Annotated in this window: 20 protein-coding genes and 1 pseudogene; 16 read left to right on the forward strand and 5 right to left on the reverse strand. The window is 62.0% G+C overall.

Annotated features, from left to right (window positions below; translation table 11 throughout):
* Nucleotides 1–47: 47 nt before the first annotated feature.
* Entirely contained in the window at nt 48–1,292 is a 1,245-nt protein-coding gene (locus tag AWB68_RS23445) for a DUF1479 domain-containing protein (RefSeq protein WP_087646736.1), read from the reverse strand.
* Nucleotides 1,293–1,387: 95 nt separating this feature from the next.
* On the opposite strand from AWB68_RS23445, the gene AWB68_RS23450 reads away from it, so the two are divergent.
* Together AWB68_RS23450 and AWB68_RS23455 are read left to right on the forward strand one after the other, a co-directional pair.
* Nucleotides 1,388–2,344: a helix-turn-helix domain-containing protein gene (locus AWB68_RS23450; RefSeq protein WP_087646737.1), complete on the forward strand. Its 957-nt coding sequence runs from the start codon at nt 1,388–1,390 to the stop codon at nt 2,342–2,344.
* Nucleotides 2,345–2,599: 255 nt separating this feature from the next.
* The gene (locus AWB68_RS23455; protein WP_087646738.1) at nt 2,600–3,841 is read left to right on the forward strand and encodes an NAD(P)/FAD-dependent oxidoreductase; all 1,242 of its coding nucleotides are present in this window, start codon (nt 2,600–2,602) and stop codon (nt 3,839–3,841) included.
* A gap of 353 nt (nt 3,842–4,194) precedes the next feature.
* On the opposite strand, the gene AWB68_RS23460 is transcribed toward AWB68_RS23455, so the two are convergent.
* Entirely contained in the window at nt 4,195–4,737 is a 543-nt protein-coding gene (locus tag AWB68_RS23460) for an OmpA family protein (RefSeq protein WP_160110048.1), read from the reverse strand.
* Between the two features lie 495 nt (nt 4,738–5,232).
* On the opposite strand from AWB68_RS23460, the gene AWB68_RS46760 reads away from it, so the two are divergent.
* From AWB68_RS46760 to AWB68_RS23480, 3 genes are all read left to right on the forward strand, one after another.
* On the forward strand, nt 5,233–5,628 hold the full coding sequence (locus AWB68_RS46760) for a hypothetical protein (RefSeq protein ID WP_125483013.1): 396 nt from the start codon (nt 5,233–5,235) through the stop codon (nt 5,626–5,628).
* A 649-nt stretch (nt 5,629–6,277) separates the two neighbouring features.
* Nucleotides 6,278–7,087: an AraC family transcriptional regulator gene (locus tag AWB68_RS23475; protein ID WP_087646741.1), complete on the forward strand. Its 810-nt coding sequence runs from the start codon at nt 6,278–6,280 to the stop codon at nt 7,085–7,087.
* A 109-nt stretch (nt 7,088–7,196) separates the two neighbouring features.
* On the forward strand, nt 7,197–8,234 hold the full coding sequence (locus tag AWB68_RS23480; protein ID WP_087646742.1) for a threonine aldolase family protein: 1,038 nt from the start codon (nt 7,197–7,199) through the stop codon (nt 8,232–8,234).
* A gap of 28 nt (nt 8,235–8,262) precedes the next feature.
* Here the strand turns inward: AWB68_RS23480 and AWB68_RS49600 are convergent, their stop codons facing one another.
* Nucleotides 8,263–8,886, reverse strand: coding sequence for a CGNR zinc finger domain-containing protein (locus AWB68_RS49600; protein ID WP_087646743.1), 624 nt, complete (start codon nt 8,884–8,886; stop codon nt 8,263–8,265).
* Nucleotides 8,887–8,960: 74 nt separating this feature from the next.
* Between AWB68_RS49600 and AWB68_RS23490 the strand changes: the two genes are divergently transcribed.
* The gene (locus tag AWB68_RS23490) at nt 8,961–9,851 is read left to right on the forward strand and encodes an alpha/beta fold hydrolase (protein WP_374729599.1); all 891 of its coding nucleotides are present in this window, start codon (nt 8,961–8,963) and stop codon (nt 9,849–9,851) included.
* Nucleotides 9,852–10,012: 161 nt separating this feature from the next.
* On the opposite strand, the gene AWB68_RS23495 is transcribed toward AWB68_RS23490, so the two are convergent.
* A complete protein-coding gene (locus tag AWB68_RS23495) occupies nt 10,013–10,930 on the reverse strand; it encodes a LysR family transcriptional regulator (protein ID WP_087646744.1) in 918 nt (305 codons plus the stop codon).
* Nucleotides 10,931–11,176: 246 nt separating this feature from the next.
* On the opposite strand from AWB68_RS23495, the gene AWB68_RS23500 reads away from it, so the two are divergent.
* Nucleotides 11,177–11,590, forward strand: a complete 414-nt coding sequence (locus AWB68_RS23500) for a DoxX family protein (RefSeq protein ID WP_087646745.1) — start codon at nt 11,177–11,179, stop codon at nt 11,588–11,590.
* An 80-nt stretch (nt 11,591–11,670) separates the two neighbouring features.
* Here the strand turns inward: AWB68_RS23500 and AWB68_RS23505 are convergent, their stop codons facing one another.
* Entirely contained in the window at nt 11,671–12,717 is a 1,047-nt protein-coding gene (locus AWB68_RS23505) for an AraC family transcriptional regulator (protein WP_087646746.1), read from the reverse strand.
* Between the two features lie 140 nt (nt 12,718–12,857).
* On the opposite strand from AWB68_RS23505, the gene AWB68_RS23510 reads away from it, so the two are divergent.
* From AWB68_RS23510 to AWB68_RS23555, 9 genes and pseudogenes are all read left to right on the forward strand, one after another.
* Nucleotides 12,858–14,585, forward strand: a complete 1,728-nt coding sequence (locus tag AWB68_RS23510; protein WP_087646747.1) for an AMP-binding protein — start codon at nt 12,858–12,860, stop codon at nt 14,583–14,585.
* A gap of 7 nt (nt 14,586–14,592) precedes the next feature.
* Nucleotides 14,593–15,233 (forward strand): annotated as a pseudogene (gene can / locus AWB68_RS23515) (carbonate dehydratase).
* Between the two features lie 63 nt (nt 15,234–15,296).
* On the forward strand, nt 15,297–16,193 hold the full coding sequence (locus AWB68_RS23520; RefSeq protein WP_087646748.1) for a hydroxymethylglutaryl-CoA lyase: 897 nt from the start codon (nt 15,297–15,299) through the stop codon (nt 16,191–16,193).
* A 272-nt stretch (nt 16,194–16,465) separates the two neighbouring features.
* The gene (locus AWB68_RS23525; protein WP_087646758.1) at nt 16,466–16,759 is read left to right on the forward strand and encodes a DUF1330 domain-containing protein; all 294 of its coding nucleotides are present in this window, start codon (nt 16,466–16,468) and stop codon (nt 16,757–16,759) included.
* A gap of 551 nt (nt 16,760–17,310) precedes the next feature.
* Nucleotides 17,311–21,474: a bifunctional nitrate reductase/sulfite reductase flavoprotein subunit alpha gene (locus tag AWB68_RS23530; RefSeq protein WP_087646749.1), complete on the forward strand. Its 4,164-nt coding sequence runs from the start codon at nt 17,311–17,313 to the stop codon at nt 21,472–21,474.
* Nucleotides 21,475–22,424: 950 nt separating this feature from the next.
* The gene (locus tag AWB68_RS23540; protein WP_087646751.1) at nt 22,425–23,042 is read left to right on the forward strand and encodes an HD domain-containing protein; all 618 of its coding nucleotides are present in this window, start codon (nt 22,425–22,427) and stop codon (nt 23,040–23,042) included.
* A 15-nt stretch (nt 23,043–23,057) separates the two neighbouring features.
* Nucleotides 23,058–23,819 carry a class II aldolase/adducin family protein gene (locus AWB68_RS23545; protein ID WP_087646752.1) on the forward strand — a complete coding sequence of 254 codons (762 nt, stop codon included), beginning with the start codon at nt 23,058–23,060 and terminating at the stop codon, nt 23,817–23,819.
* A gap of 37 nt (nt 23,820–23,856) precedes the next feature.
* On the forward strand, nt 23,857–25,491 hold the full coding sequence (locus AWB68_RS23550; RefSeq protein ID WP_087646753.1) for an AMP-binding protein: 1,635 nt from the start codon (nt 23,857–23,859) through the stop codon (nt 25,489–25,491).
* A gap of 170 nt (nt 25,492–25,661) precedes the next feature.
* A complete protein-coding gene (locus AWB68_RS23555) occupies nt 25,662–26,708 on the forward strand; it encodes a 2-dehydropantoate 2-reductase (RefSeq protein WP_087646754.1) in 1,047 nt (348 codons plus the stop codon).
* Nucleotides 26,709–26,778: the final 70 nt, after the last annotated feature.

Here is a 26,778-nt window from a genome sequence, read left to right on the forward strand (position 1 = left end):
CGCACGCCGCGATGGACGTGCGTCAGATCCCTTCCGATGGGTACCGCTTACAGGCCGAAGCCGAGTTGGGCTTTACCGAGGGGCGTCAGATCTTCGGCGGTAGCCCGCCCGACGAAGTCGACTTCGAAATGGTCGGTCGGGAAGTCAGGCGGGCTCTTGCCTTCAAGGAAGCTGGGCAACTGGCGCTTGAGGTATTCGTCGTTTTTTGCACACGCGGGCGCCGACGCGATATACATCACGTTGCTGTAGCCTGCGCCGCGGTGCGCGTCTTCCACCGCGTGAATGACGTCGCTGTGCCAGAACACGGTGTCGCCCGCCTGCATGTGCGGAATCGACGAGAGCGCGTCGAAAAGCGGCGCATGAAATTCCGGCTTGATGGAGAGCGCGCGGCCAGGCATCGCGCCGCACAGGTCGTCGTCGGCGAGATCGTCCTGAAGGGCGCGCAACAGGATATAAACCATCGAATTTGCAATGGGCACGAGTTGCAGCGTGCCGTCGCCAGGGCCTTGGGGCGTCAGCGCAGTCCACCCCTGAAAGGTGCGGAACATCGAACACACGGCGGGCGACGCGATCTCCTCGACGTCCGGCCGGAATGCGGCGTCGAACGGATCATATTGACGCCAGTTGCCATCGAACACATGTCGGTACACCTTGCGGAAGTTACCCTCGATCCAGCGCTCGACCGAGCCACCGTCGCAATGCGCCGACAGGCCCAACGACTCCGACCGAGGCGGCCGCCGACGCAACCGGTCCGCATAAACCGGTACGTGCTCCGGGTCGAAGTGGACCCGGCCTTCGCTTTCACTGCGCCACAAGCGGTTCAAAAACACGCGGGCTGCAGTCAGTGACGGCGCCTGACGCGCGAGGACCTGCGGCTTTGACCAATACACCCCGTAAATCTGCGGCTTGCTCGATGCAAGCTGGCCAAAGTATTTGTCCTCTGCTCGGGTCTTCAGTCGCGTATCCAGGTCGTTCCGTTCGACGTAGCTCGCGATGTCGCGGTCCCAGCTTTCCACCAGCGGGCGGTCGAACACATTGCGGATAACGCATGCCCCGCGCGTTTTGACGAGTTCGATCTGCTCCGCGGTTACACGCTGCTCAGCGATGTCAGAGAACTGTATTTCGGGGATCACGTTTTCGCCGCGACTGCGTTGCTCGGCAATCCTGCTGGCTTCGGCGCGGATTGCTTCGTCCACTTCAGCGAAAACATCACGATAGTTCGGAAGTCGTTCGCGAAGCTCCTGCTTGGCTTGCCGGATGGCTGCCGGCAAATCGTCAACTTTGAGCGCCATGGTTGTCTCCTTGTGGGTTCTGCTATGTCCGCAGGATAGGCCGACCGCGTCCCCAAAAGTGATACCATCCAGACAATTACTTCGCGATTTCCGCCATGAAACCAGCATACGAACGGGTCGAATTTGGTGACAACTGTTCGGTTCGGGTTTACCACCGGCGGCTGCCGCGCATTCCATTTGAGTGGCACCACCATCCCGAATACGAACTGACCCTGACGCTGAACAGCTACGGCAAGCGCTATATCGGAGATTCCGTTGCAGACTACGTAGACGAAGACCTGGTTCTTGTGCCGCCGAATCTTCCCCATACGTGGGCGTCGAACCGCTCGATTGACCCGGCATCTCCTCAGGTTGCTATCGTGATCTGGTTCGGCGGCGACTGGGCGCGGCGCCTATCGGATGTGTGCCCGGAATACGCGCCTTTACGTAACTTGTTGCGGCGCGCGGCCTGCGGGCTGGCATTCAGTCCGGAGGCAGGGGCTGCGATGCACGCCCGGGTCGGCAGTCTGCTTTCGAGCGCCCCGCGAGAACGCCTTGCTGCCTCGCTCAATGTCTTGTGCACACTGGCGGAGGCGCCGGGTGAGCCACTCGCTTCGCCCACCGCGTTTAGCGACCGGGCGGAAGGTCCGTCGGGGCACGAACCGGAGCGTATCAACCGTGTGCTCTCGATGATCGACTTACGCTTCGCCGAGCCGCTGCGTTTATCCGAACTCTGTGAGGCGGCAAACGTGTCGGAGCGTTCACTGGCGCGGTACTTCGAGCAGCATATGGGAGAGAGCGTTGGTCGATATATCGCGCGGGTCAGGATTGGACATGCCTGCCGGATGCTCGCGCACACGTCCACCCCCGTTTCTGTCGTTGCAGCCCGCTCCGGATTTCCGAACGTTGCCAACTTCAACCGACAGTTCAAGGCGTTGAAGGAACTGACACCCGCCGCTTACCGCAGACAGTTCGCGACCGGCGATATCGCGGAAACTGACGCAAGTCCCAAGATCACTGAGCGGTCACCTTCCTTGCAACGAAACCCGCGACTCGCGAAATCAACCGCGTAGGGGTGGTGAGAGTCTCGAAGTGCGGGATCGCGATGGTGCGTGCCCGGTATTGCAATTCGCCGCTGACGGCAGGTGCGCCAAGCTCGCTCAAACCCGATGCGCATCCGACGCGTCATACGAGACGAGTCCGCACCGCGCTCCTTGCCCTTGCCGAATTCATCCGTCCGCCGGCGGCATGCATTTAGAAAGTTCGCCCTCAAGTGCGAACGTCGCTGCTGGTAAACTGTTCCTTCTGAAGCGACGAGCATGCCTCTCATGGAGAAGGACATGGAGCGTATCGTGGTGGTCGGCGCCGGTTTTGCCGGATTGTGGAGCGCGCTGGGTGCGGCTCGCAAACTCGACGAGCTGCGCGTGCCGACGGATCAGGTCGAGGTCGTCGTCATTAACGGCACGCCGTATCACAGCGTTCGCGTTCGCAACTATGAGCAGCCCCTCGACGATACGCTTGTACCGCTTTCCGACGTGCTCGATCCGGTTGACGTGCGCCGGATTCGAGGCATCGTGTGCTCAATCGATCTGTCGAAGCGCCTGGTCGAGATTGACATCGACGGGCAAGCGCAATGGCTCGACTACGACCGTTTGATCCTCGCTGCGGGGAGCGAGCTCGTTCGCCCCGGCATCCCCGGACTACGCGAATTTGCATTCGATGTCGACACCTTCCCGGGCGCCGGCAAGCTGCAGGAACACCTGCTCCAATTGCCTGATCTGCCGGAGTCGGCCGGGCGCCTGACCGTCGTGGTGGTCGGCGCAGGGCTAACGGGCATCGAGCTAGCGGCCGAATTGCCCGCCCGGCTGCGCGGCATCGTCGGTAACGGCGGGCGGGATCCGGTGCGCGTGATCCTCGCTGATCGTTCAGCGAGGATCGGTCTGGCGATGGGCGGCGCACAGCCGGTGATCGAGGAGGCGCTGAACGCGCAGGGTATCGAGCTGCTGCCGGGCGTTTCGCTCGAGGCGGTGACGCGCGACGGTATTCTGCTGACGGGCGGAACACGCATCGATGCGGCTACTGTCGTCTGGTGTGGCGGCATGCGCGCGAGTTCGCTGACCGGACAGTTTCCCGTCACGCTCGATCCGTTCGGCCGCGTTCCTGTCGATTCGTTTTTGCGCCTCGATAATGTGCCCGGCGTTTTTGCGGCCGGCGATTGCGCCCGCATCCTGATCGACGGAGAGCGGCCGTCCGTCATGTCATGCCAGCATGGCCGGCCGATGGGGCGCTACGCCGGTCACAATGCCGTTTGCGACCTGCTTGGTCAGCCGATGCTGCCACTTCACATCGACTGGTACACAACCATTCTCGATCTCGGCCCTTGGGGTGCAGTCTACACGGAGGGGTGGGACCGCCGTCTCGCCTCGCAGGGCGACGACGCCAAGCAAACCAAACGCACAATCAACTGCGAACGCATTTATCCGCCGCGAACAGGGTCGCGCGAAGACATATTCAAGGCGGCCGCACCCGTCGTCCAGGCGCCGCCATACACCGTTCGCCAGGCACTCTAGGCGTGCGCAAGCAGTGCCGTCGCGAGTTTCTTAGGCTCTGTCGCAGTAATGCGGTTCGCTATGATGTGGGGAACGACACCCCGCGCGCATTTGCGACGACCGAGACATCGGACGCGGCCTCTGCATTGCTGATGGTGAAGCCTGCTCACAGCGGGTTCCGCAGCGGGGGCCGGTCACACTACGCCGCGTGTGACCAATGGCTCAGGGCGGCGCCGGGCGGCGTCGCGGGCGCGCGCACCGAACTCGCTGGCTGATACTTCCACAGCAATGCCGGGTCGTCCCGCGCTCGCGCCTCGAATAAGCTCGGTCGCGGGAAATTACCCGTTTCATACCGTTTCTTCTGGGACTGAACACTAGCTGCCGGTAATGATGCCGATCTCTACGCGGCGATTCTGAGCGCGACCCTGCTCTGTTTCGTTCGTATCCACCGGATCAGACTCTCCCTCGCCATGCACGATGTACTCGTGTGCCTTCAGCCCGTGCTCCTGCATGTAATGCGCTACTGCCTGCGCACGGCGCAATGAGAGTTCATGGTTAGACTCCGAAGAACCAACCGAATCGGTGTAGCCAGTCACCGTCACCGTTTTCACGTTCTCGTGTTGCGCGTGAGCAATGATCTTGTCCAGTTGCACATCGGCCGAGGGGCGCAGTTTCGCCTGGCCCGAGTTGAAGGTCGCGGCACCCGAAAGCGTGTAGTGTTCGGGCGCGGCCGCGGGCGCAGGCGCGGGCGCTGGAGCGACTGGCGGCGGGGCGGGCGCCGGCGCAGGAGCCTGAGAGGCTGGCGGCGGGGGAGGCGGCGACGAAGCGCAGCCAGCCAGTGCTGTGCATATTGCCAGCGCCATGGCCAGCGGAGTAATGCTGCCTGTTCGCGGGGTGAGTTTGGTTATTTTTTTCATCATTAATGCTCCTTGGCAAACATTGAAGAAGCGATCGTAAAGACGGTCGCTGCCTGTTACCCGTAACGGCGCGTGAAAAATCCAGAAGTTATGCCGTTACTGAGGTTATGTGACGGTTCACCGCAAGAACAATTAAAGTCTCTCGCTTCGTTTCCATCGAACGATTGACGCCGCGGCAGAACCGTCGCTCGCCAGTGCGTGCGTGGCAGGGTCTACGGTCTGAAACGGAGGGAAATCAGTTCGAGGCAACGAACGGCGATATTAAACGCCCATTGAACGGCTGCATCCGTGCTATCGCGGATGCATCGTCCTATGCGTCTGTATTTGTCTTCGGTTGATCCGATTTCATGGCGAGCCCCGTACTGCCCGGTTCCGGGGCACGCGGCGAAATCCTCAATCGCCAGCCGACACTTGGAAGTGAGTGCGCGATATGTCTGCAAGCGCAGCAACTGCAATGCAGCCCCGCGTTCCAGGGATGCCGCTCCTGGGAATCCGATGCAGTTCATCTGCATGCCCATTTCCATATCGTGCTCCTTCCAATACCGAAAGGAATTCCCAGCGAACTCTGCCATTGGCGGCGGGACGATCCCGCCATCCCCTTCGAATCGTTTCACTTTGATCAACTGTCGGTCAGCGCGCCTGTACAGAGTCACGCGCAATCAATCGAATCTCGAGATCGCGAGCTGGCCAAGTTTTGTACTTTGTGTCGAGTGGGCGCCGTTCCAGGCTTATGACGGGTTGTGTATTAATAATACTCTGGGCCAATCGAAGAACAAGGTCGAAAGTGTGACATCGATTGTCGCCATTGCTGCCGCACTGATTGGTCTCGCCTACGCCCCCTCTTTAGCCCAGGCGTTGGCGTTCAACGTGGGGTCGCTCAGCGACAGCTAACCGCCGTTTCAAACAAGCACGAAGGAGCGACGAATGTTCGATTCAAGAAACTGACTTTGGAGGCGGACGGGCGCAATGCTGACCGCAGCCGAGCTCTTCGCGCTATCGGGCACCGTCTTGGCCACCAACTAGTCACGACAGTGCCCAGAAGGCAGGAACGCAAACCAGGCTGCCATACAGGAAGCGCACGCGGGCAAGGTTTACCGCCGAGATGCAAACCAGAAGAGCAAGACCCAGTGCCGGCAATACAAGCGCGACACGAAGAAGGCCGCCAGCAAAAGCGAGACGTCAAGTACTAGAGCCTTGTATCGCCCGCACAATGTAAACTAACGTTCTGCAGGTCCCCGGTCGAATGTCTGCTTGGCCAGGTGCCTCCCGGTTGCGACAGCGAAGTACGGTCGTTCGCCCTTCGTGCTACGACTTTCCCCCGCGCCCGCGAACGGGAAAAGATTCAAGGCGCGTAGTGTAATGGACTACGCCATCCTGAATAAGCAATCCCGGCATGAATGCAACACGTCGAAAACGGCGTTAATCAAGCCATGAATGCGTCCGTGCGATAAGTCTTGAGTAGGCTGGATCGGTAGCAAAACTTGACATCGATGTCTATCGGAGCTGGTCTCCGAAGGTCTCGGCGAACCGGAGGTGAGTCATGCCCGAAGAAGTCCAGTACAGTCATTCAGCCGACATCCCGGGTTTGATCCTTGGCACGGCTCGGTTTGCCGAGTTTCGCTTTGAGCCGCACTATCATCTCGACTGCCATATCGGACTCGTTGCGAACGGGGTGCAACGTCAATCGTTCCGTGGCGAATCTCTGCTGCTCACGCGTGGCGCGATTCAGCTTATGCCTCCAGGCGAGGTTCACGACGGGGTCGCTGATTCCGACGAGTCGTACACGCTCCAAACGTTTCGACTGTCGCCCGCGCTGCTGAATGGCTTTGGGGAGGAAATCACGGGCAAGCACTATTTCCCCTCACAGGCCGCGGCGGTGCTGCAAGACAGCCGCCTCGCAGATCAGTTGCTCAAGATTCACTCAACGCTTCAGCAAGGGATAGACGATCCGATCTTGAACGAAACCTACGTTCTGGAATTACTGGAGTCATTGTTCGCCCGTGTGAAGCAACCATCTCCCCAAGCTATCGCCGGAGCCTTGTCGTCTCAGCAACTGCGACTCGTTCGGGAATTCGTCGAGGCGCATATTGCCGACAAAATCGTTCTGCAAGATCTGTCTCTTCTTGTTGGCCTCGATCGATTCCGGTTCTTGAAACTGTTTAAACGCACTATCGGCATGACGCCGCACGCCTGGTTACTGCGCATGCGATTGGAAAAGGCGGTGGCATTGATCAACGCGAACAGGAACATGCCGATCATTGAAATTGCGCATGCCGTCGGCTTCTTTGATCAAAGCCATTTCACGCGGGCGTTCCGCGAGGCGTACGGCGTTACTCCCGCGCGCTTCTGACGACGGCGCGGCAATTTTTTACAAGGCGTTTGGGTAACGAATCGGTAGCCTTCGGCTTTTGGCCTCGCGCCCATCCTGGGCGGCCTCCCATCCAAGGCAGAAGCACCGAATGACTACTTTCAGCTTTCTTGACGACTACAGCGAAGGCGCACATCCCGACATTCTCAGCGTCCTGACGGAGTCCAACACCATCCAGCAGGCACCTTACGGGGAAGACTCGTATTCTGCCGAGGCAACGACCCGGATCAAGGCCCGCTTGGGGGACGGGTTCGACGGAGCGATCCACTACGTCGCAAGCGGGACCTTGGCCAACATCGTTTCGATATCGAGTTGCCTGCGACCGCACGAAGCCGTCATTGCAGTGAACTCGGGACATATCGTGGTGAGGGAGGCGGGTGCTATTGAGGCAACGGGCCACAAACTCATCGTCGTTCCCGCTGTAGACGGGAAACTCACGCCCGCCAATATCGAGGCCGCGCTTGCCAGCAATGCTCATTTTCCGCACATGGCGAAACCTCGACTGATCTATCTGTCGAATGCAACTGAAACAGGCACCGTCTATACCCTTGAGGAACTGCGGAAGATATCGGCCCTCGCCAAGCAACGGGGCCTGATTCTATTTCTCGATGGCGCGCGGCTGGGCGCGGCATTGGCGTCAAGCAAAAGCGACGCGACACTGGCCGATATTGCTTCCCTCGTCGACATTTTCTGGATCGGTGGAACCAAGGTGGGTGCGCTTCTGGGTGAAGCAATCGTGGTTTGCAATCCAGCGCTCGCGGAGGATTTTGCTTTTCATGTCAAGCAACGCGGCGGCATGTTGGCGAAGGGGCGGCTACTGGGTATCCAGTTTCAGGAGTTATTTGGCGTCAAGAATCTCTTCTTCGAAAATGCGAAGCATGCCAATGTGATGGCGGCAAAGCTCGCTTCCGGGATCGTGTCCAGCGGTTACGGTCTCGAGGCGGAAACGGCTACGAATCAAGTATTTCCAATCTTGCCCGATTCTGTCATTTCCGCTTTGCAGCAACACTTTGCTTTCTACGTCTGGAGAAAGGCGGATAACGAGCATTCCGCGATTCGCCTGGTCACGTCGTGGGCCACGCAAGAGCACGCGGTCGACGCTTTTTTGGCTCGGCTCGCCCAACTTTAAAGGCACATTGACGGTTGCCCGCCGTTCACTATGTTGCTCTCGTCGTATGGTAGTGGCGCTTTGCTTTTGCGCGATTTCCACACGTGGCCATCGAGCACCACCGTCTGGACCTGCTTCGCGAGAGATCGAGGAACAGCCACGAACACGCGCCGCACTCTCGGACATTCGCAAGCATCGGTTGTGAAAGCAGTTCGCTCGCTGAAATAGCAAGCCGGTCCTTTATGAGCGTGCTACCGGCCTTCTCGGGACATACCGTCCAGCGCACCGGTGCTCGTCCTTCAATCCACAGCGTCGAATGGTGCATTGCCTCGACGATATCGCGTTCCAGCCGCAGCCGGGCTTCTTCCGAAGGCAGAACGCCGCCGGCAATGGCTGCGAACACTGAGTGCGCGGCCTCTCGCAGTTCCGTCAGATCTTTCAGCAGATCGGGTGGACGGCGTCCCTTGCGCGACCGCACCTTGCCGAACAGGCGGCGATCAGTCGAATCAACGACGCCGTTTGCCGTAGCCCAGTCGATAGCGCCGTCCCAGTCAGCCAATCGCTCGACGTCACGGTCCTTGCCAGCGCCGCCGCACGTGTTCACGAAGTTGAGGACGAGGTGCCCGCCAACGTCCGCGTCTGCCTGCACACGCGATTCCTTTACGTTCGCCAATATAACCTCATTGAACGCTTTTGATGGTTAGTCTATGCTTGTTGTTCACTACTGTCCAATGCATACGGTGATTCATGATGGATACTTCGCGGCGATTGCAGCAGTTGTCTGATGGAGCGTTGCCTTTGGCACAAACCTTTGACTTCGATGGCCAGTCGGTACGCTATGGCGTAATGGGCGCGGGCAAGCCGATGGTGCTGATACACGGAACGCCGTTTTCTTCGCAGGTCTGGCGCCGCATTGCGCCGATCGCGGCTCGCTTTCGACAGGTCTTCTACTTCGATCTCCTGGGTTACGGATTATCCGAGCAGCGCGCGGATCAGGACGTCTCACTGGGCGTTCAGAATCGCTTGCTTGCGGCCTTGCTCAAGCATTGGCGGATCGAGCAGCCCGACGTGGTGGCTCATGATTTCGGCGGCGCTACAGCGCTCAGGGCAGCCTTGCTGGATCGATGCGAGTATCGATCGCTGCTGCTGATCGATCCGGTGGCGGTCGCGCCGTGGGGATCACCGTTTGTTCGTCATGTGCGCGCGCATGAGGCAGCGTTCGCGGGCGTGCCCGCGTACATTCATGAGGCGATGGTCAACGCGTATCTGCAGGGCGCCGTCAGCCGGACGCTTGCGGCAGACATCTTGCGTATCCATTCGTCACCCTGGACGGGCGAAGTGGGTCAAGCGGCGTTCTATCGGCAAATCACCCAGATGGATCAACGCTATACCGATGAGGTCCAACCGCGATATGGAGAACTTCGCTGCCCGGTATCGATCTTGTGGGGTGAAGAGGATCAGTGGATTCCGGTCGATCGAGGCCTGGAATTATCGGCGATGATCCCCGGAGCACGCTTCACGCGAGTTGCCGGCTCGGGGCATTTGATGCAGGAAGATGTTCCCGAAGCGATCGTCGCCGAGTTGATGGAGTTCATGCTGCAGGGAGAACAGCACCAGTGCCTGGGAATCCATGCTTGACGGAACTGCCGAGAGCCCTCGGTCACGAGCGGAGTCTGTTAGGCGTCTGATCATGGGTCCAGGTCTGTCGACGACCTCGTCTGAGTGATCCGTGCAACGATTCTTCCGCGCGACGGAACTACATCTTGTGCATGACTTGCGCGCGGTCTAACGGCGCCGCTCTACCATTTCCGGTTCATGTCTTCGAATCCCGTCACGAGTGCATCGAGCAGGTGACGGACGGCGGGAACCATGCCTCGCCGCGTGGGGAAGATCGCATGTACAAGGGCCGGCGTGGTCGCCAGACCCGGCAGAAGGTGCTGCAGGCGGCCTGCCTGGATATCGGCCTCAACCAGTTCCCTCGGAAGCATTGCCACGCCGACGCCCGATAGCGCCGCAACCCGCAGGCTGGCGAGATCGTCGGTCGCCAGGCGGGGGCGATGCGCCCACGATGTCACGCGTCCCTCGACATCGACCAGGTTCCAGACAAATCGCTCGCTGGCGCTGGCCATCGCGAGGGTGGGCCACTCCTTCACGGATTCGATCGAGGTGGGCGCCGGATGGCGCGCCGCCATTTCGGGACTGGCGACCAGAATCTGGATCGACAAACCCAACTGACGGACGGCGAGATCGGTGTTCTCCAACGGCGGAAGCCTGACCCGGATCGCAAAGTCCAGGCCTTCCTCGACGACATCCGCGCGGCGGTTGGTTGCATCCAGCAGGACCTGAACATCGGGGTTGTCCCGGACGTACCGCGCGATGATCGTGGAGATGCCGGACTCCAGCAAGCCTACGGGGCAACTGATGCGAACGGTGCCTTGCGGCCTGGACTGCGTCCAGTCCACGATATCCTTGGCAGCCTTGGCTGCCGCCACCAAGGCGAGGCAATGCTGGTGGAACCGCCGTCCGGTTTCCGTCAGGGACAGGCTCCGGCTGGTGCGATTGAGCAGGCGGACCGCGAGTTCTTCCTCCAGTGCGCGAATGCGTCGGCTCAGCTTCGACGTCTGTACGCCGAGCACGCGGGCGGCCGCGGTGAAGCTCCCATGCTCGACCACCTCGGCGAAGAGCCGAAGGTCGTTGAGGTCACTGATCCGGTTCATTGGCTGGCTTCGGTTGAGTCTTGTCGTTCTACCAGAAGCAATGATGCTTTGCAATTCTGGAGATGTGCGCAGGATCGTTGCCGACATAGCATTCGGTCCATGGCCCGACCATCGCAGATTTTGACGGGCTGCCGATTTCCAGTCTTGCCATTTTGGCTGACGGGAAACGGAGGCGGACATGCTCACAAACCGGTTGAGTTCGAATTCAAGCAGTCTGCCTAACTAAACTCATTTCAGGAGATTGTCATGGAACGCTACAAGTTTCTCCCGCTGTTGGGTCGCATCTTGCTCGGAGCACCGTTTGTTCTGAGCGGCCTGAGCAAGCTAGGCGCGTATGCCGCGACAGTCGGCTATATCGGCGCCGCCGGGTTGCCGTTGCCGTCGCTCGCCTTCGTCGTCGCAGTGGTTATCGAGCTGGGCGGGGGCTTGCTGCTTCTGACGGGCTACCGCGTGCGCTTCGCATCGCTGGTGATGGCGGTGTTCAGTCTAGCCACAGCGGTATTTTTCCATCACAACTTCGCCGACCAGAACCAGATGATTCACTTTCTCAAGAACGTAATGATGGCGGGTGGTCTGCTCCAGATCACCTACTTCGGTGCTGGTGCCTTCAGTCTGGACGGACGGGCGTCGGCGCGCGTCGGCTCTCTGACGGCTGGCTAAGTCAACCGGGCGCCGTCGAATTCGCCGGCGCTCGTCATTGCCCGTGAACGTTTCTAGCATCGCACGGAGCCACACTTGCTTCACCGTGTCGAGGCGCTGGACTTGTGCCGATACTCCGTTGGCGACTCGCCGGTCCAGTGCCGGAACGCGCGGGCGAACGTCTTTTCGCTCGCGAAACCGAGCGATAGCGCAATCTGCTTGATCGGCTGAGTAGTCCGGCACAACTGTTCGATGGCCTGTTCGCGTCGGACCGCATCCTTGAGCGCCTGCAGCGACGTACCTTCTTCTTCCAGTTGACGATGAAGGGTGCGTACCGAGACATTCAGCGCGCTCGCCAGCGCGGGAGCAGTGTGTGGCTCGCTCGGGCGCGCGGTCATCAGCGACCGTGCGCGGCTAGCCAGCAGGCGATCGCGACGGTACTGCAGCACGGTCAGCGGCAGCGCGTGCTGAAGCATCGTGCTGAGCGCGCGTTCGTCTCGACGCGGCGCCAGCGTCAGGTACTCGGCGGCGAAACGCATGCACGCGCGGTCCTGCGCGAAGTGCACCGGCCCAGGGAAGAGCAGCGAATGGACGGCGCCGTGCGGCGGCCGCTGGAACGGGAAGCGCGTTTCGATCAGTGGAATACGGGAATCGATGAGCCAGCACGCGAACCCGTGCACGCAGCGCAAAGTGGTGACGAGGCAGAACTCGCGCAGGGCGCCGAAACGACGCCTTTCCTCGATCTGCAGTGTAGCGATGTCGTCCTCGATCACCAGTTCCAGGGCGATGTCGTCGGTCAGGAGCCGTTGGTGCCGGCACCAACGCTTCAGGGCGACGCCCAGGTTCGGCGAAGAAAACGACGCGCGGCACAGAAGGCCGTAGGTGCCCCATGGCAAGCGGCGTGAGAACCAGCCAAGGGCCTCGTCATCGAGTTGCTGCATTGCCACTCGACACAGCGCCTCAAACTGCGATGCCGTGACGCGTGCACCGGGTTCCTTCAATAGCGCTGGCGCAATTTGCGCCTCGCGCAGCGCATCGGACGGATCGGCTCCGTATTTCTTGTAGCCAAGAAGCACGGCATTCACGAAGGCCACGGGGGTCGCGGCGCGAGCGACCCGCGCGGGGCGTTGGGAAGAAGCGGCTGGCATGGCGCTGTCGAGTGTGGCGCAGATTGGCACGATAGGCTACCACAACGGCACCATATGCGATGCGCCACCGCTTAAGCTGAGACCCATAGATCGCTCGTATTCGAAGCGACAGCCTTGCATTGGACCAGAGGAGACAAGCCATGAACCCACCATCCGGTGCGCCGCTAGGCATCGAACCGCGAGACAACCTCTCCCACGTGCGGGGAGCCACCGATTCCCCGCTGTCGACCGCCACCGTCGCCTCGTTGCTCGCCGATACCGCTTCGCGCTTCGCCGATCGGCCAGCCGTCGTTTTCCGCGAGCAGAACGTGCGCTGGACCTGGGCGCAGTTCAAGGCCGAAGTCGACCGCTTTGCCGCGGGCCTCGCGTCGCTTGGCCTGCAAGCGGGTGACCGGGTCGGCATCTGGTCGCCCAACCGGGTCGAGTGGCTGGTCACGCAGTTCGCGACCGCGCGCATCGGCGTGGTCCTGGTCAACATCAATCCGGCCTATCGCCTGCACGAACTGGAATACGCGCTCAATGCGTCGGGCTGCCGCGCAATCGTTTCGGCGGAGCGGCTACGCACGTCGGAGTATCTGGACATGCTGCAATCACTCGCCCCGGAGCTCGCCAACTGCGAGCCGGGCAAGCTGGCTTCCAGGCGCCTGCCCTCGCTCCAGTTCGTGATCCGGATGGGCGATGCGCATACGCCCGGCATGCTCCGCTACGGCGAGGTGGTGTCCCGCGGCGCTTCGGTGCTGGATACGCCATCGCTCGACCGCATCACCGCTTCGCTCGACTGCCACGATCCAATCAACATCCAGTTCACCAGCGGCACGACCGGCAACCCCAAGGGCGCAACGCTGACGCACCACAACGTCGTCAACAACGCGCGCTTCGTTGCGCAGGCGATGCACTTCGACGAGCGGGACGCGCTGTGCATCCCGGTGCCGCTCTACCACTGTTTCGGCATGGTGATGTCGGCATTGGCCTGCGCGGCAACCGGCGCCAAGATGGTTTTCCCCGGCGAGGTGTTCGACCCGGTGGCGACGCTCGCGGCGGTGTCGGAAGAGAAGTGCACCGCGCTGCACGGCGTGCCGACGATGTTCATCACCGAGCTCGACGCGCCGCAGTTCGCCCAATACGACTTGTCGACGCTGCGCACCGGCATCATGGCCGGCGCCCCGTGCCCGATCGAGACGATGAAACGCGTCGTCGCGCAGATGAACATGCGCGAGGTGACGATCGCCTACGGCATGACCGAGACCTCCCCGGTGTCATTCCAGAGCAGTACGGACGACCCGCTCGACAAGCGCGTGACCACGGTCGGCCGCGTGCAGCCGCATCTGGAAGCGAAGATTATCGGCGTCGACGGCAACGTGGTGCCGGTCGGGGAGAAAGGCGAGCTCTGCACCCGCGGCTATTCGGTGATGCGCGGCTACTGGGGCGACGAAGAGCGCACGACGGACGCCGTGCGCGATGGCTGGATGCATACCGGCGACCTCGCGACGCTCGACGCGGACGGCTATTGCAATATCGTCGGCCGGGTCAAGGACATGCTGATTCGCGGCGGCGAGAACGTGTACCCGAGGGAGGTCGAAGAATTTCTGTTCCGCCATCCGAAGGTGCAGGCCGTGCAGGTGTTCGGCGTGCCCGACTCGAAGTATGGTGAGGAGATTTGTACCTGGATCATCCTGAAGTCAGGCGAACAGGCCACCGAGGACGAGATTCGCGACTTCTGCCGCGGCCAGATCGCGCACTACAAGATCCCGCGCTACATCCGCTTCGTCGACGAGATGCCGATGACGATCACCGGCAAGGTCCAGAAGTTCGCGATGCGCGATCGCATGATCGACGAACTCAAGCTTTTGCAAGCCCCCAATAGCTGAGGCTGCGATGTGCACGCTCGATACCCTGTTCGCAAATAATCGCGCGTGGGCAAGCCAGCGCGTCGCCGAGGACGCCGACTTCTTCACGCGCCTCGCGCGGCAGCAGTCGCCGCGCTACCTGTGGATCGGCTGCTCCGACAGCCGCGTACCGGCCAACGAGATCCTCGGGCTCGCGCCCGGTGAAGTGTTCGTGCACCGGAACATCGCCAACGTGGTGGTGCATTCGGACCTGAACTGCCTGTCGGTGCTGCAGTACGCGGTCGAGACGCTGAAGGTCGAGCACATCATGGTCGTCGGCCATTACGGCTGCGGCGGTGTGCAGGCGGTCGCCGAGCGCCGCTCGACCGGACTCGCCGACAACTGGCTGCGCCACATCGAAGACATCGCGATCAGCACGAAACGCGGCTCCCGGGGCACGGCGACGAGGGCCGCGCCCCGCGACTGGTCGAACTCAACGTCGTGGAGCAGGTTGCGAACGTCTGCCGGACCACGATCCTGCGGCGCGCCTGGTACCGCGGCCAGCGCGTCGAGGTGCACGGGCTGGTGTACGACCTCGCCGACGGACTGCTGCGGCGGGTCGGCGTGAGCGTCAGCGGCGGACAGCCGTGGGACGAGCGCTATCATGCATCGCTGCAGGCCCTGAAATGAAACCTGTACCCAAGGAATCGAGGAGCGCGACATGCAGGTCCTGAATACCCAGGGAGTCGAGTGATGGAAAGCGTGCGCATTGTGGAAGTCGGTCCGCGCGACGGGCTGCAGAACGAGAAGCAGAACGTCCCGACCGCGATCAAGCTGGAGCTGATCGAACGCCTGGCGGTGGCGGGCCTGCGCGATATCGAGGTCACGTCGTTCGTGTCGCCGAAGTGGGTCCCGCAGATGGCGGATCACGCCGAAGTGATGCGGGGATTGCGGCGCCGGCCGGACGTCAACTATCCGGTGCTGGCGCCGAACCTGAAGGGCTTCGAGAGTGCGGTGGCCGAAGGCGCGACTGAGGTGGCGGTGTTCGCGGCGGCGTCGGAAGGGTTCTCTCGGAAGAACATCAACTGCTCGATCGACGAATCGATCGACCGCTTCGTTCCCGTGCTCGACGCCGCCAGGCGTCAGGGCGTCAAGGTGCGGGGCTACGTGTCCTGCGTGGTGGCGTGCCCGTACGACGGCGCGATCGAGCCGCAGCAGGTTGCGCACGTGGCCGCGCGCCTGCATGAGCTTGGCTGCTACGAGGTGTCGCTCGGCGACACCATCGGCGCCGGCACGCCGGGGTCGGTGCTGCGCATGCTGGAAGCAGTAGCGGCGAAGGTGCCTGTGAGTTGCCTCGCCGGGCACTATCACGATACCTACGGCATGGCGGCAGCGAACGTCCACGCGTCGTATGAGTTCGGGCTGCGCGTGTTCGACAGTTCGGTCGCCGGGTTGGGCGGCTGCCCTTATGCCAAGGGGGCGACCGGCAATGTCGCGACCGAGGACGTCGTGTATCTGCTGCACGGACTGGGCGCCAGTACCGGTATCGATCTGGACGCGCTGGTGGATTGCGGCGTGTGGATCTCGGCGCAGCTCGGCCGCGAAAACGGGTCGCGAGTGGGTCGGGCGGTCGTCTCCAGGCGTTCGTGACTCAGGAAGGGCGGTGAGCGAGATCGGCCTCCGTGGCGCTAACACTAGCATCCGATCTGCATGATTCTCATAGCGTGCACGCAATGGCAGGCAAGCATACGGCGGGTGAGCACATGCTGCGCCGTTGAGCACGAAGACGGCATCGATGCCGTATTATTCCAGCCATGCCAGGCCGTTAACGACGTGATAAGTTGGCCCGTTTGGCTGGCACCACGTCTTCGGGTAGTTCAATCTGCATGTAACGTCAACGCAACGACGCAAGGGAGGAGATGATGGCAAAAGGCTATTGGGTGTCGGCGTATCGCAAGGTGCTTAAGCCGGAACAACTCGCTGAGTATTCCAAGCTCGCCACTTCGGCGATAAAGGCGAGTGGCGGGCGCGTTCTCGCTCGTGGGATAGCCGCCGTCGCCCACGGTGGAGGGATCGCGGAACGTACCGTTCTTGTCGAATTCGATAGTATCGATCAGGCGATCGCCGCGTTTGACAGCGCCGCATATCAGGCGGCGCTGAACGTGCTGGGTGACGCCGTTGAGCGGGATTTCCGTATCGTTGAAGGCGTGGACTAAGATACCCGATCTTCCTTCCGTAGCGCGATCACGCCCGTGGCAGTGTCGCGCTACATGTGGTGAGTTGCGTTGACTCGCAGCCATCAGCCAGCGAGTTTTTCGCCTCCGTTCAGAGCGTTACTGTTCTATTCCAGTTCGTCATCGATATCGCTTCGCTTGGTCGCCAGGTCGCGGGATGATAACAACCCCGAACCCCAAGCGGCAGCAACCATCCCTGTGCTGCGACGCACCATTCCCGTGCATCTCGCCCTGAAAAGCGACGCACCGCTCAAACGCCAGCGCGTTCCTACCACGCCATAAACCCCGCACCGGCAAGGCCGAGCGGCAATTCTCGCTGCATGGCACAACGCTTGCATTGAAGTTCGCATCGGATCAACGCAGATCCGGCGCAGCTTCAAAACTGCACTCACGAACACTTCTGGACAACGGCGTCCCCTGATCCGGTCATTCGACCGGCTCGCGGGACGCCGTTTTGTTTTTCTCGGGAACGAAATGGCAGATAAACACGCACGTCGCACAGATCGCCGCAAGCCGCATGCAGCGGTCGCGCCATGACCGGCACGAGCGTCAAATCGGTTTGCCCGTACTGCGGCGTTGGCTGCGGCGTGGTCCTGCACGTCGACGGAGGACAGGTCATCAAGATTTCGGGCGACAAGGAGCACCCGACCAACTTCGGCCGGCTGTGCACCAAGGGGTCGTCGGCGCATGTCCCCTTGCGCAAGTCGGGCCGGCTCGAAAGCGCCTATATCCGCCACGCGCGCGATCAGGACCCCGTGCCGCTCGCCATGGATCAGGCCATCTCCGATACCGCCCGGCGCCTGCGCGCCATCCTCGATGCGCACGGGCCGGATGCACTCTCGTTCTATGTGTCCGGGCAGATGTCGATCGAGGCGCAGTACCTGGTGAACAAGCTCGCCAAGGGCTTCGTCGGCACGAACAACATCGAATCGAACTCGCGACTGTGCATGGCGAGCGCCGGCAGCGGATACAAGCTGTCGCTCGGTGCCGACGGGCCACCGGGCTCGTATCAGGACTTCGACCGTGCCAACCTGTTCTTCGTGATCGGCGCGAACATGGCCGACTGTCATCCGATCCTGTTCCTGCGCATGATGGACCGCGTGAAAGCGGGCGCGAAGCTGATTGTCGTCGATCCGCGCCGCAACGCGACCGCCGACAAGGCGAGCCTGTTCATGCAGATCAGACCCGGCACCGATCTCGCGTTGCTGAACGGCTTGTTACATCTGCTGCACAAGAATGGCGCTACCGATCCGGCCTTCATCGCCGATTTCACCGAAGGCTGGGACGCGATGCCCGGCTTCCTCGAAGACTATGCGCCCGACAAGGTCGCGGAGATCACCGGCATTCCCGAAGCGGACATCCGCCAGGCGGCTCGATGGATCGGCGCGGCGCCGGACTGGATGAGTTGCTGGACCATGGGGCTCAACCAGAGCTCGCACGGCACCTGGAACACCAACGCGATCTGCAACCTGCATCTCGCGACGGGGAAGATATGCCGTCCCGGCAGCGGGCCGTTCTCGCTCACCGGGCAGCCGAACGCGATGGGCGGTCGCGAGATGGGCTACATGGGCCCGGGTCTGCCGGGCCAGCGTTCCGTGCTCTCGGAGGAAGATCGCGCATTCATCGAAGACGCCTGGCGCGTTCCGCACGGCACGTTGAAGACGTCGCTCGGTGCGGGCACGGTGGACATGTTCTCGCGCATGCAGGCGGGCGACATCAAGGCGTGCTGGATCGTCTGCACCAATCCCGTGGCAAGCGTGGCGAACCGCCAGAACGTGGTCGCGGGCCTGCAGGCGGCCGAATTCGTCGTCGCGCAGGATGCCTTCCTCGACACGGAAACCAACCGCCATGCCGACGTTCTTTTGCCCGGCGCGTTGTGGGCCGAGGCGGAGGGCGTGATGATCAACTCCGAGCGCAACATGACGCTGATGGAGAAGGCCATCGACCCGCCCGGCTCGGCATTGCCGGATTGGCAGATCATCGCTCGCGTCGCTTGCGAGATGGGCTTTGCCGAAGCCTTCACCTATGCGTCGGCCGAGCAGGTCTTCGATGAGATCACGCGCATGGCCAATCCGAAGACGGGATATGACCTGCGCGGGGCGAGCCACGCGAGGCTTCGGGAAACGCCGCTGCAATGGCCTTGCGCGCCCGACAGTCGCGCGGATCGCAATCCGCTGCGCTACCTGAATGACGGCGTCAGTCAGACGCTCCAGGAGCGCGCCGACGGACGTCGTCCGCGCATCGCTTTCCCGACGCCGACCGGCAAGGGCATCTTCCATGCGCGCCCCCATGTCGCGCCGGCGGAGATGCCTGACGCCGAGTCTCCGATCGTCCTCAACACCGGTCGCTTGCAGCATCAATGGCACACGATGACGAAGACCGGCAAGGTCGCGATGCTGAACAAGCTCAATCCGGGACCCTTCGTGGAACTGCATCCCGAAGATGCAGCGACGCTCGGCATCGAAGACAAGGATGCCGTCGAGATTCGCTCGCGCCGCGGCCGGGCCGTGCTCCCGGCCGTGGTGACGGAGCGCGTGCGCCCGGGCAACTGCTTCGCGCCGATGCACTGGAACGACGTCTTCGGCGAAGACCTGTGCATCAACGCCGTGACGAATGACGCGATCGATCCGATCTCGCAGCAGCCCGAATTCAAATTCTGTGCCGTCGCGCTTGCCCGCGTCGAACGTGCGACCGCCCCGGCATCGGCCGGCGAAGCCGCCGTTCCCGAGCGATCCGATGCGACGCTCGTCCACCAGGCCCGGCCCCATCAGGAACTCGAGATGCCCCGTATCGACGCCTTTGCCACCCTTCTTGACGTGCCCGCGCTACCGGCGCCGAAACTCAGCGACACGGAGCGCATGTATATCGCCGGATTCATCAGTGGCTTGCGGTCCGACGAGGGTCGTCGGAGCGGCGGCGTTCCGGTGCTTCCAGCGAGTGCTCCGCTGGCGCCGACGACGCGGCTCTGGCTCGACGGCTTGCTTGCCGGGCTTTTCAGCAGGGCTGAGCGCGCCGTTTCTGTGCTCGATGCGCCGACGCCCGCGACGACCGCCGCCACTGTGCAAATCGCGCACGCGAGGCCCAAGGTGACGCTGCTATGGGCTTCGCAAACGGGAAACATCGAGGCGCTGACCGAACGATACGCGACGCAACTGATGGAGTCCGGCTTCGAAATCCGCACCTCGTGCATGGCGGACTACAAGGTCTCGGACTTGCCGAAAGCGCAGTACCTGTTGCTGATGACGAGTACGTTCGGCGACGGCGATGCGCCCGACAACGGCCACGCGTTCTGGGAGGGCCTCCAGTCCGACAAGGCGCCGTCTCTGGCGGACTTGCACTATGCGGTACTCGCGTTCGGCGATCAGAACTATGACCAGTTTTGCGGACACGGTCGCAAGCTGGATGCACGGATGGCTGAACGAGGCGCCACGCGCTTGCTCGATCGCGTCGACTGCGATGCCGAGTTTCAGCCGGCGGCCGACGCCTGGCTCGAGCGGGTCATCGCGCGCATCAAGGACGACGACGCCTCGCTGCACGCCGTCTCCGCCGAGGGCATGATACCGGCCGTGATTCCCGGCACGACGCCATCCAGGACGAGCCCGGCAGCCTCGCGACTCGTCACGAATCTGCGGCTGAACAAGGAGGGCGCGAAGGACACGCGCTACTTCTCTCTCTCGACGGACGGCAGCAACCTTCACTACGAGGCCGGAGACGCGCTCGGCGTATGGCCGAGCAACTGTCCGGAGCTGGTCGATGAACTCATTGGCCTGAGCGGTCTTTCGGCGGACGCCGTGGTCAAGGTCGCGGGGGTGGGGGACATACGGCTCGCCGATGCGCTCGGCAAGTACTTCGAGATTGCGCGTCCTGGCCCCGACGCGCTGGCGTTCATCGCATCGCGTTCCCGCGACGGTGGGCTCAAGGAACTCCTTGGCGGCGATCGCAAGGCGGACCTGAAAAAATGGCTATGGGGGCAGCAACTCGCCGATGTGCTGCACGAATATCCCGTCGATCTTTCCGCGCAGGAACTCGTCGGCATGCTCAAGCGCATGCAGCCGCGGCTCTATTCGATTGCGTCGAGTCCCAAGGCGCATCACGGTGAAGTCCACCTGACGGTCGCGGCAGTCCGGTACAACAATGGAAGGCGACATCGGAAGGGCGTGTCTTCCACCTTTCTCGCCGACCGCGCGGGTGACGTCAGCGTGCCGGTGTTCGTTCAGAAGTCGGCGCATTTCCGGCCGCCGCATGCCGGCGACACGCCGATGATCATGGTGGGCCCCGGCACCGGCGTGGCACCGTTTCGCGGCTTTCTCCACGAGCGGCGCGCACGGGGCGACGGCGGGCGCAACTGGTTGTTCTTCGGTGAGCAGCACGCGGCCAGCGATTTCTACTATCGCGATGAACTCGAGGGCATGCGTGCAAGCGGCCTGCTGACGAGGCTGGACGTCGCGTTTTCCCGCGACCAGACCGAGAAGATCTACGTACAGGACCGGATGCGAGAGCAGGGCGAGGCGCTTTGGGGCTGGCTCGAAGCGGGCGCGCATTTCTACGTATGCGGCGACGCTGCGCGGATGGCGAAGGATGTGGATGCCGCGCTGAAATCGGTTGTCGAGCGGCACGGGGGCATGAGCGGTGAAAAAGCTGCCGAGTATGTCGATCGGCTTGGACGAGAGAAGCGGTATCTGCGGGATGTCTATTAGCTGTCAGCCTGGGTATCGTGTATACCTGCTTCGGCAATGGGAGCAACACGCCGTTTGATGCGCTCGGGCTTCTATGGAACTTGTTTTCTTATTGGTTTATTGGCTCTGCCCCTGTCCGGGGCGGGACTCACTTTCTTTGCTGCTGCAAAGAAAGTAAGCAAAGAAAGCAGCTTTCCACCGCCAATCCTTGCCATGCACCTCCAGACCGCTCCCTCGGAGTGGTCCAACCGGGGGAGTGTCGTTAGCGGGGTTTCCTCGTTGTTGGCATGTAGAAGAGGTACGGGCGTCGCACCGCTATACGAAGTGGACCAGCAGTCATACATCCGGCCTCGCGCTACGCGCTCACCCGTCAGGCAAAACCGAGACCCAACGCCCATCGCAATATCACCATCCTACGTTCGTGCTTGCTGCATGCTTCAATTCACCGCTTAACGACCTGTCGTCGGGCACGCAGTGCCATGACGGATGAATGACTGCTGTTCCACTCCCTGTCGCGGTGCGAGGTGCGTGCCTTTTCTACATGCCAACAACGATGAAACTCCGCTAACGACACTCCCCCGGTTGGACCACTCCGAGGGAACGGGCTAGCGGGGCGTGGCAAGGATTGGCGTTGGAAAGCTGCTTTCTTTGCTTACTTTCTTTGCAGCAGCAAAGAAAGTGAGTCCCGCCCCGGACAGGGGCAGAGCAAATAAACCAATAAGAATACAAGTTCCATAGAAGCCCAAGCGCATCAAACGGTGTAAACAACAACCCCACCCACCCAAGCGCCAGCGACCCCCCTCCGGTCGCGAAGGCGAACTCGAAGGCTTACAAACTCTTCCCCGGCGAGACTAGGACATACTTGCACGATGCGCCGACATCCGCATAAGCCCTACATTGATAAAAAATGAACATTCTGGCTACGCGCAATCGCGCACCATGGCATCACTGTCACTCGCGAGCAAACCGCCATGAGCAAAAGCGCGCCTCAAACCCACTTTACCCGCCTCGATCAAACCACCCGCGAAGACTGGCAGATCCTCGGCGGTGAATTTATCAGTCTCACGCGCGGCTTGCCCGAGCGCATCGTCGAGCACCTGAATCTGCTGCATGGCGACTTTGGCGGCTTCCCGATCGACCGCTACACGCACTCGCTGCAAACGGCGACGCTGGCACTGCGCGACGGACGGGATGAAGAATACGTCGTCTGCGCACTCCTGCACGATATCGGCGATACGCTCGGCAGCTTCAATCACCCGGACGTGGCCGCGACCATCCTGCAGCCCTTCGTCTCCGACGAAAACTACTGGATGGTCAAGCACCACGGCATCTTCCAGGGACATTATTTCTTTCACCACGTGGGCATGGATCGCAACCTGCGCGACCAGTTCAAAGACCACCCGTGCTACGCGCGCACGGAAGAATTCTGCGCGATATACGACAACCCCGCATTCGACCCGAACGGCGAAACCCTGCCGATCAGCGAGTTCGAACCCATGCTGCGGCGCGTCTTCGCCAAGCCGCGCAAGAGCGTGTACAAGTCGGCGATGAAGCCAGCCACGCAAACCGAAGACCGTCCCGCAATCTGAGAACCGAGGATCATGATGACTATCCAGCAACCTTCCGCCATCCAGAGTGAAGTCTCCGCCGAAGAGTGGCAATTGCGAGTCGACCTCGCAGCGTGCTATCGGCTCGTCGCGCAGTATGGATGGACCGACCTGGTCTTCACCCACATCAGCGCCCGCGTGCCCGGCCCGGAGCATCATTTCCTGATCAACCCCTATGGGCTGATGTTCGATGAGATCACCGCGTCCAGTCTCATCAAGGTCGACCAGCACTGCAACAAGTTGAGCGACAGTCCGTATGCCGTGAATCCTGCCGGTTTCACGATCCACAGCAGCATTCACGCTGGCCGCCACGACGTAGGCTGCGTGCTGCACACCCACACGCGGGCCGGTGTCGGGGTGAGCGCCCAAAAGGCAGGGGTTCTGCCGATCAGCCAGCAATCGACCTTCGTGCTGTCTTCGCTTGCTTACCACGACTATGAAGGCGTCGCCCTGCGTGAAGACGAGAAGCCGCGCTTGCAGGCGGACCTCGGGAATGCCACCTTCATGATGTTGCGCAACCACGGTCTGCTGACGGTGGGCAAAACCGTGTCCGATGCTTTCCTCGCCATGTACCTGTTCGAGACCACGTGCCAGATCCAGCTCGCGGCGCAGTCGGGCGGCGCGGAACTGCTTCGCGTGGATCAGGGAATCGTCGATGGTGCGATGGACTCGGTCAAGGCGCAAGCGGTGGACGGCTCGTTCGTCTGGCCGGCACTGCTGCGCAAGCTCGACCGCATCGACGCAAGCTACAGACAGTAAGACCGACGCCCGCCATTTTCATTACCGAAGAGACATCATGACCGCCCGCCACTGGCTTGCCTCGTATGGCAGCATTCCCGCCGAGATCGACGCCGACGCTCACGCCTCGATCGTCTCCCTGACCGATGACGCGATGATCCGATTCGCCGACAAGACCGCTTTCGTCTGCGCCGGCCAGAAGTTCACCTTTGCCGAGATCGACGCTCTTTCACGCGACTTCTGCGCTTACCTGCAAAGCGTCGGCGTGAAGAAGGGCGACCGCGTCGCCGTGATGCTGCCCAATATCGCGGCGTTCCCCATCGCGTTTCTGGGGATCATCCGAGCGGGCGCTGTGCAGGTCAACGTCAACCCGCTCTACACGTCTCGCGAACTCGAGCACCAGCTCAGCGACTCGGGTAGCGAGCGCATCGTGATCTATGGGGACGCGCTGCCCACGCTGGCTGCAATCATCGCGAACACGCCCGTGCGGCATGTGCTGATCGCGGGCCGTCCCTCGGCTGGCGATGCGCTCGGCGCAGAGATGCCCGTCGATGGATTCGACGATGCGGTCACGTTGCGCACTGCGCTCGCGAAAGGCAACACGCTGCAACGCGAGCCGGTAGCCGTGTCGGGCGACGACCTGCTGTTCCTTCAATACACGGGCGGCACCACCGGGCTGTCCAAGGGCGCGGCGCTGTCGCATCGCAATCTGGTCGCCAATACCGAGCAGTTCAAAGCCTTCATGTCGGACGCGATGCGTCCGGGCGAGGAGGTCATCGTCACCGCGATTCCGCTTTATCACATCTTCGCGCTGATGGTGAACTTCATCACCTACTTCTCGGTTGGCGCGGAGAACTGGATGGTGGCGAATCCGCGCGATGGCGCCGATTTCCTGGCCACGCTCAAGGCGGCGCGGCCCTCCGTCTTCTTCGGTGTGAACACGCTGTACGCCAGCCTGATCCAGCATCCGCAACTTCCCGAAGTCGACTGGTCGCGCCTGCGTCTGTCCGGCGGCGGCGGCGCGGCGATCGTGCGCACCGTCTCCGAGCGGTGGAAGGCCATCACGGGCAGCTTCATCCGTGAGGGCTACGGTTTGTCGGAGACATCGCCGGTGCTCTCGTTCAATCCGCAATTCATCGACGAGTTCAACGGGACCACGGGCTTGCCGCTGCCGTCGACGGACGTCAAGTTGCTGGACGAGAAGGACCAGGAGGTTGCCGAAGGTGGGTCTGGCGAGATTTGCGTGAAGGGCCCGCAGGTGATGCGTGGCTATTGGGAGAAGCCCGAGGCGAACGCATCGGCCTTTACGGCGGACGGTTACTTTCGCACGGGCGACATCGGCGTGTTCGACGCCAACGGGTATCTGAAGATCGTCGACCGCAAGAAGGACATGATCATCGTCTCGGGATTCAACGTCTATCCCAATGAGGTCGAAGATGTCGCCACTGCGTGCCCCGGTGTGGCCGAATGCGCCTGCATTGGCGTGCCCGACGAGAAGACGGGCGAAGCGGTCGCGCTCTTTGTCGTCAAGGCGCCGGAGAGCGCGCTGACCGAACAGGACGTGATCGCCCACTGCCGCGCGGGCATGGTGGCCTACAAGGTGCCAAAGATCGTGCACATCGTCGAGGCGCTGCCGAAGTCGGCCGTCGGCAAGATCCTGCGGCGTGAGCTGCGCCAGCCGAGCGCCCGCTGACTGGCAACGAGTGACAACGGCGCGAGCATCAAAGGCTATGGCATGGCGATGCTCGTGCGCGATTTCCTCCTGCGGGGGCCGTGCGCCACCCGCAATACGTTCTCATCGACGTGGTCCTGTCGATCTCCATCATTCAACCCGGGCCACGCGCCCAAAAGAGGAATACACACGTGGACGTTTCGAAACGAATCGTGATACATGGCGCCGGCTCGGTCGGATGCTATATCGGCGGCTGGCTGGCCGCGGCCGGGCTGCCGGTGACTTTTCTCGGGCGGCCGGGCATTCAGCGCGAAATCGCCGCCAACGGCATGCTGCTCACCGATCAGGAAGGACGGCAACACAGGTTCGAGCCTGGCGAAGTCGACTATCGCACGGACCCTCAAGTCCTTTCCGAAGCCACGCTCATTCTCGTGACGGTCAAGAGCGAAGGGACGCCGGACGCGATTGCGGAAATCCAGCGTCATGCGCGCGAAGGCGTGCCCGTCGTCAGCCTGCAGAACGGCGTGCGCAATGTTGCCACGTTGCGTGACGGCCTGGGCGAGGCGCGTGTGATTGCGGGCATGGTGCCCTTCAATGTCGCTCACACCAAGGCAGGCCACTGGCACCGCGGCACGAGCGGGGAGCTGCATGTCGAACACGGTCCGCTGCTGGACATCTATGTGCCCTGGTTCGAGAAGGCGGGATTGCCGCTGCTGCGGATGGCCGATGTCGTCGGGACACAATGGGGCAAGCTGCTGCTGAACCTCAACAATCCGATCAATGCGCTGTCCGGCCGGCCGCTTCGCGCGCAGCTTGGCGAGTCGGGTTATCGGCAGTGCCTTGCGCTGTGCATCGAGGAGGCCTTGCAATGCATGACTGACGCAGGCATCGCGCTGCCCGCGGATATCGGGCTGGTCCCACCCGCCGAAATGATCGGCCTGCTTCGCCTGCCGGATGAAGACTATGCGCGACTCGTCGGTGAGCGGCACAAGATCGATGAGCAAGCGCGCTCATCGATGTGGGAAGACCTCGAGCAAGGGCGTCCGACCGAGATCGAGTATCTGAGTGGCGAAATCGTCGCTCTGGCGGCGTCGCTCGGACGCGAGGCACCGTTCAATGCGAAAGCGAGGACGCTGATACGGGCGGCCGAGCAAGGCGGGCGTCGTGACTGGACGGGTCTGGAACTGCTTCAGCAATTCAAGGATGCCGGCAAGATTGCCGGTGACGCGGACCGGTAAGGAACGCGGACTCACGTAACGCTTCGGAATTGACCAAAGTCCGGCGCCTGCCGCAAGGCAGGCGCCGGAC

The sequence above is a fragment of the Caballeronia choica genome (assembly GCF_001544535.1).
Classification (GTDB): Bacteria; Pseudomonadota; Gammaproteobacteria; order Burkholderiales; family Burkholderiaceae; genus Caballeronia; species Caballeronia choica.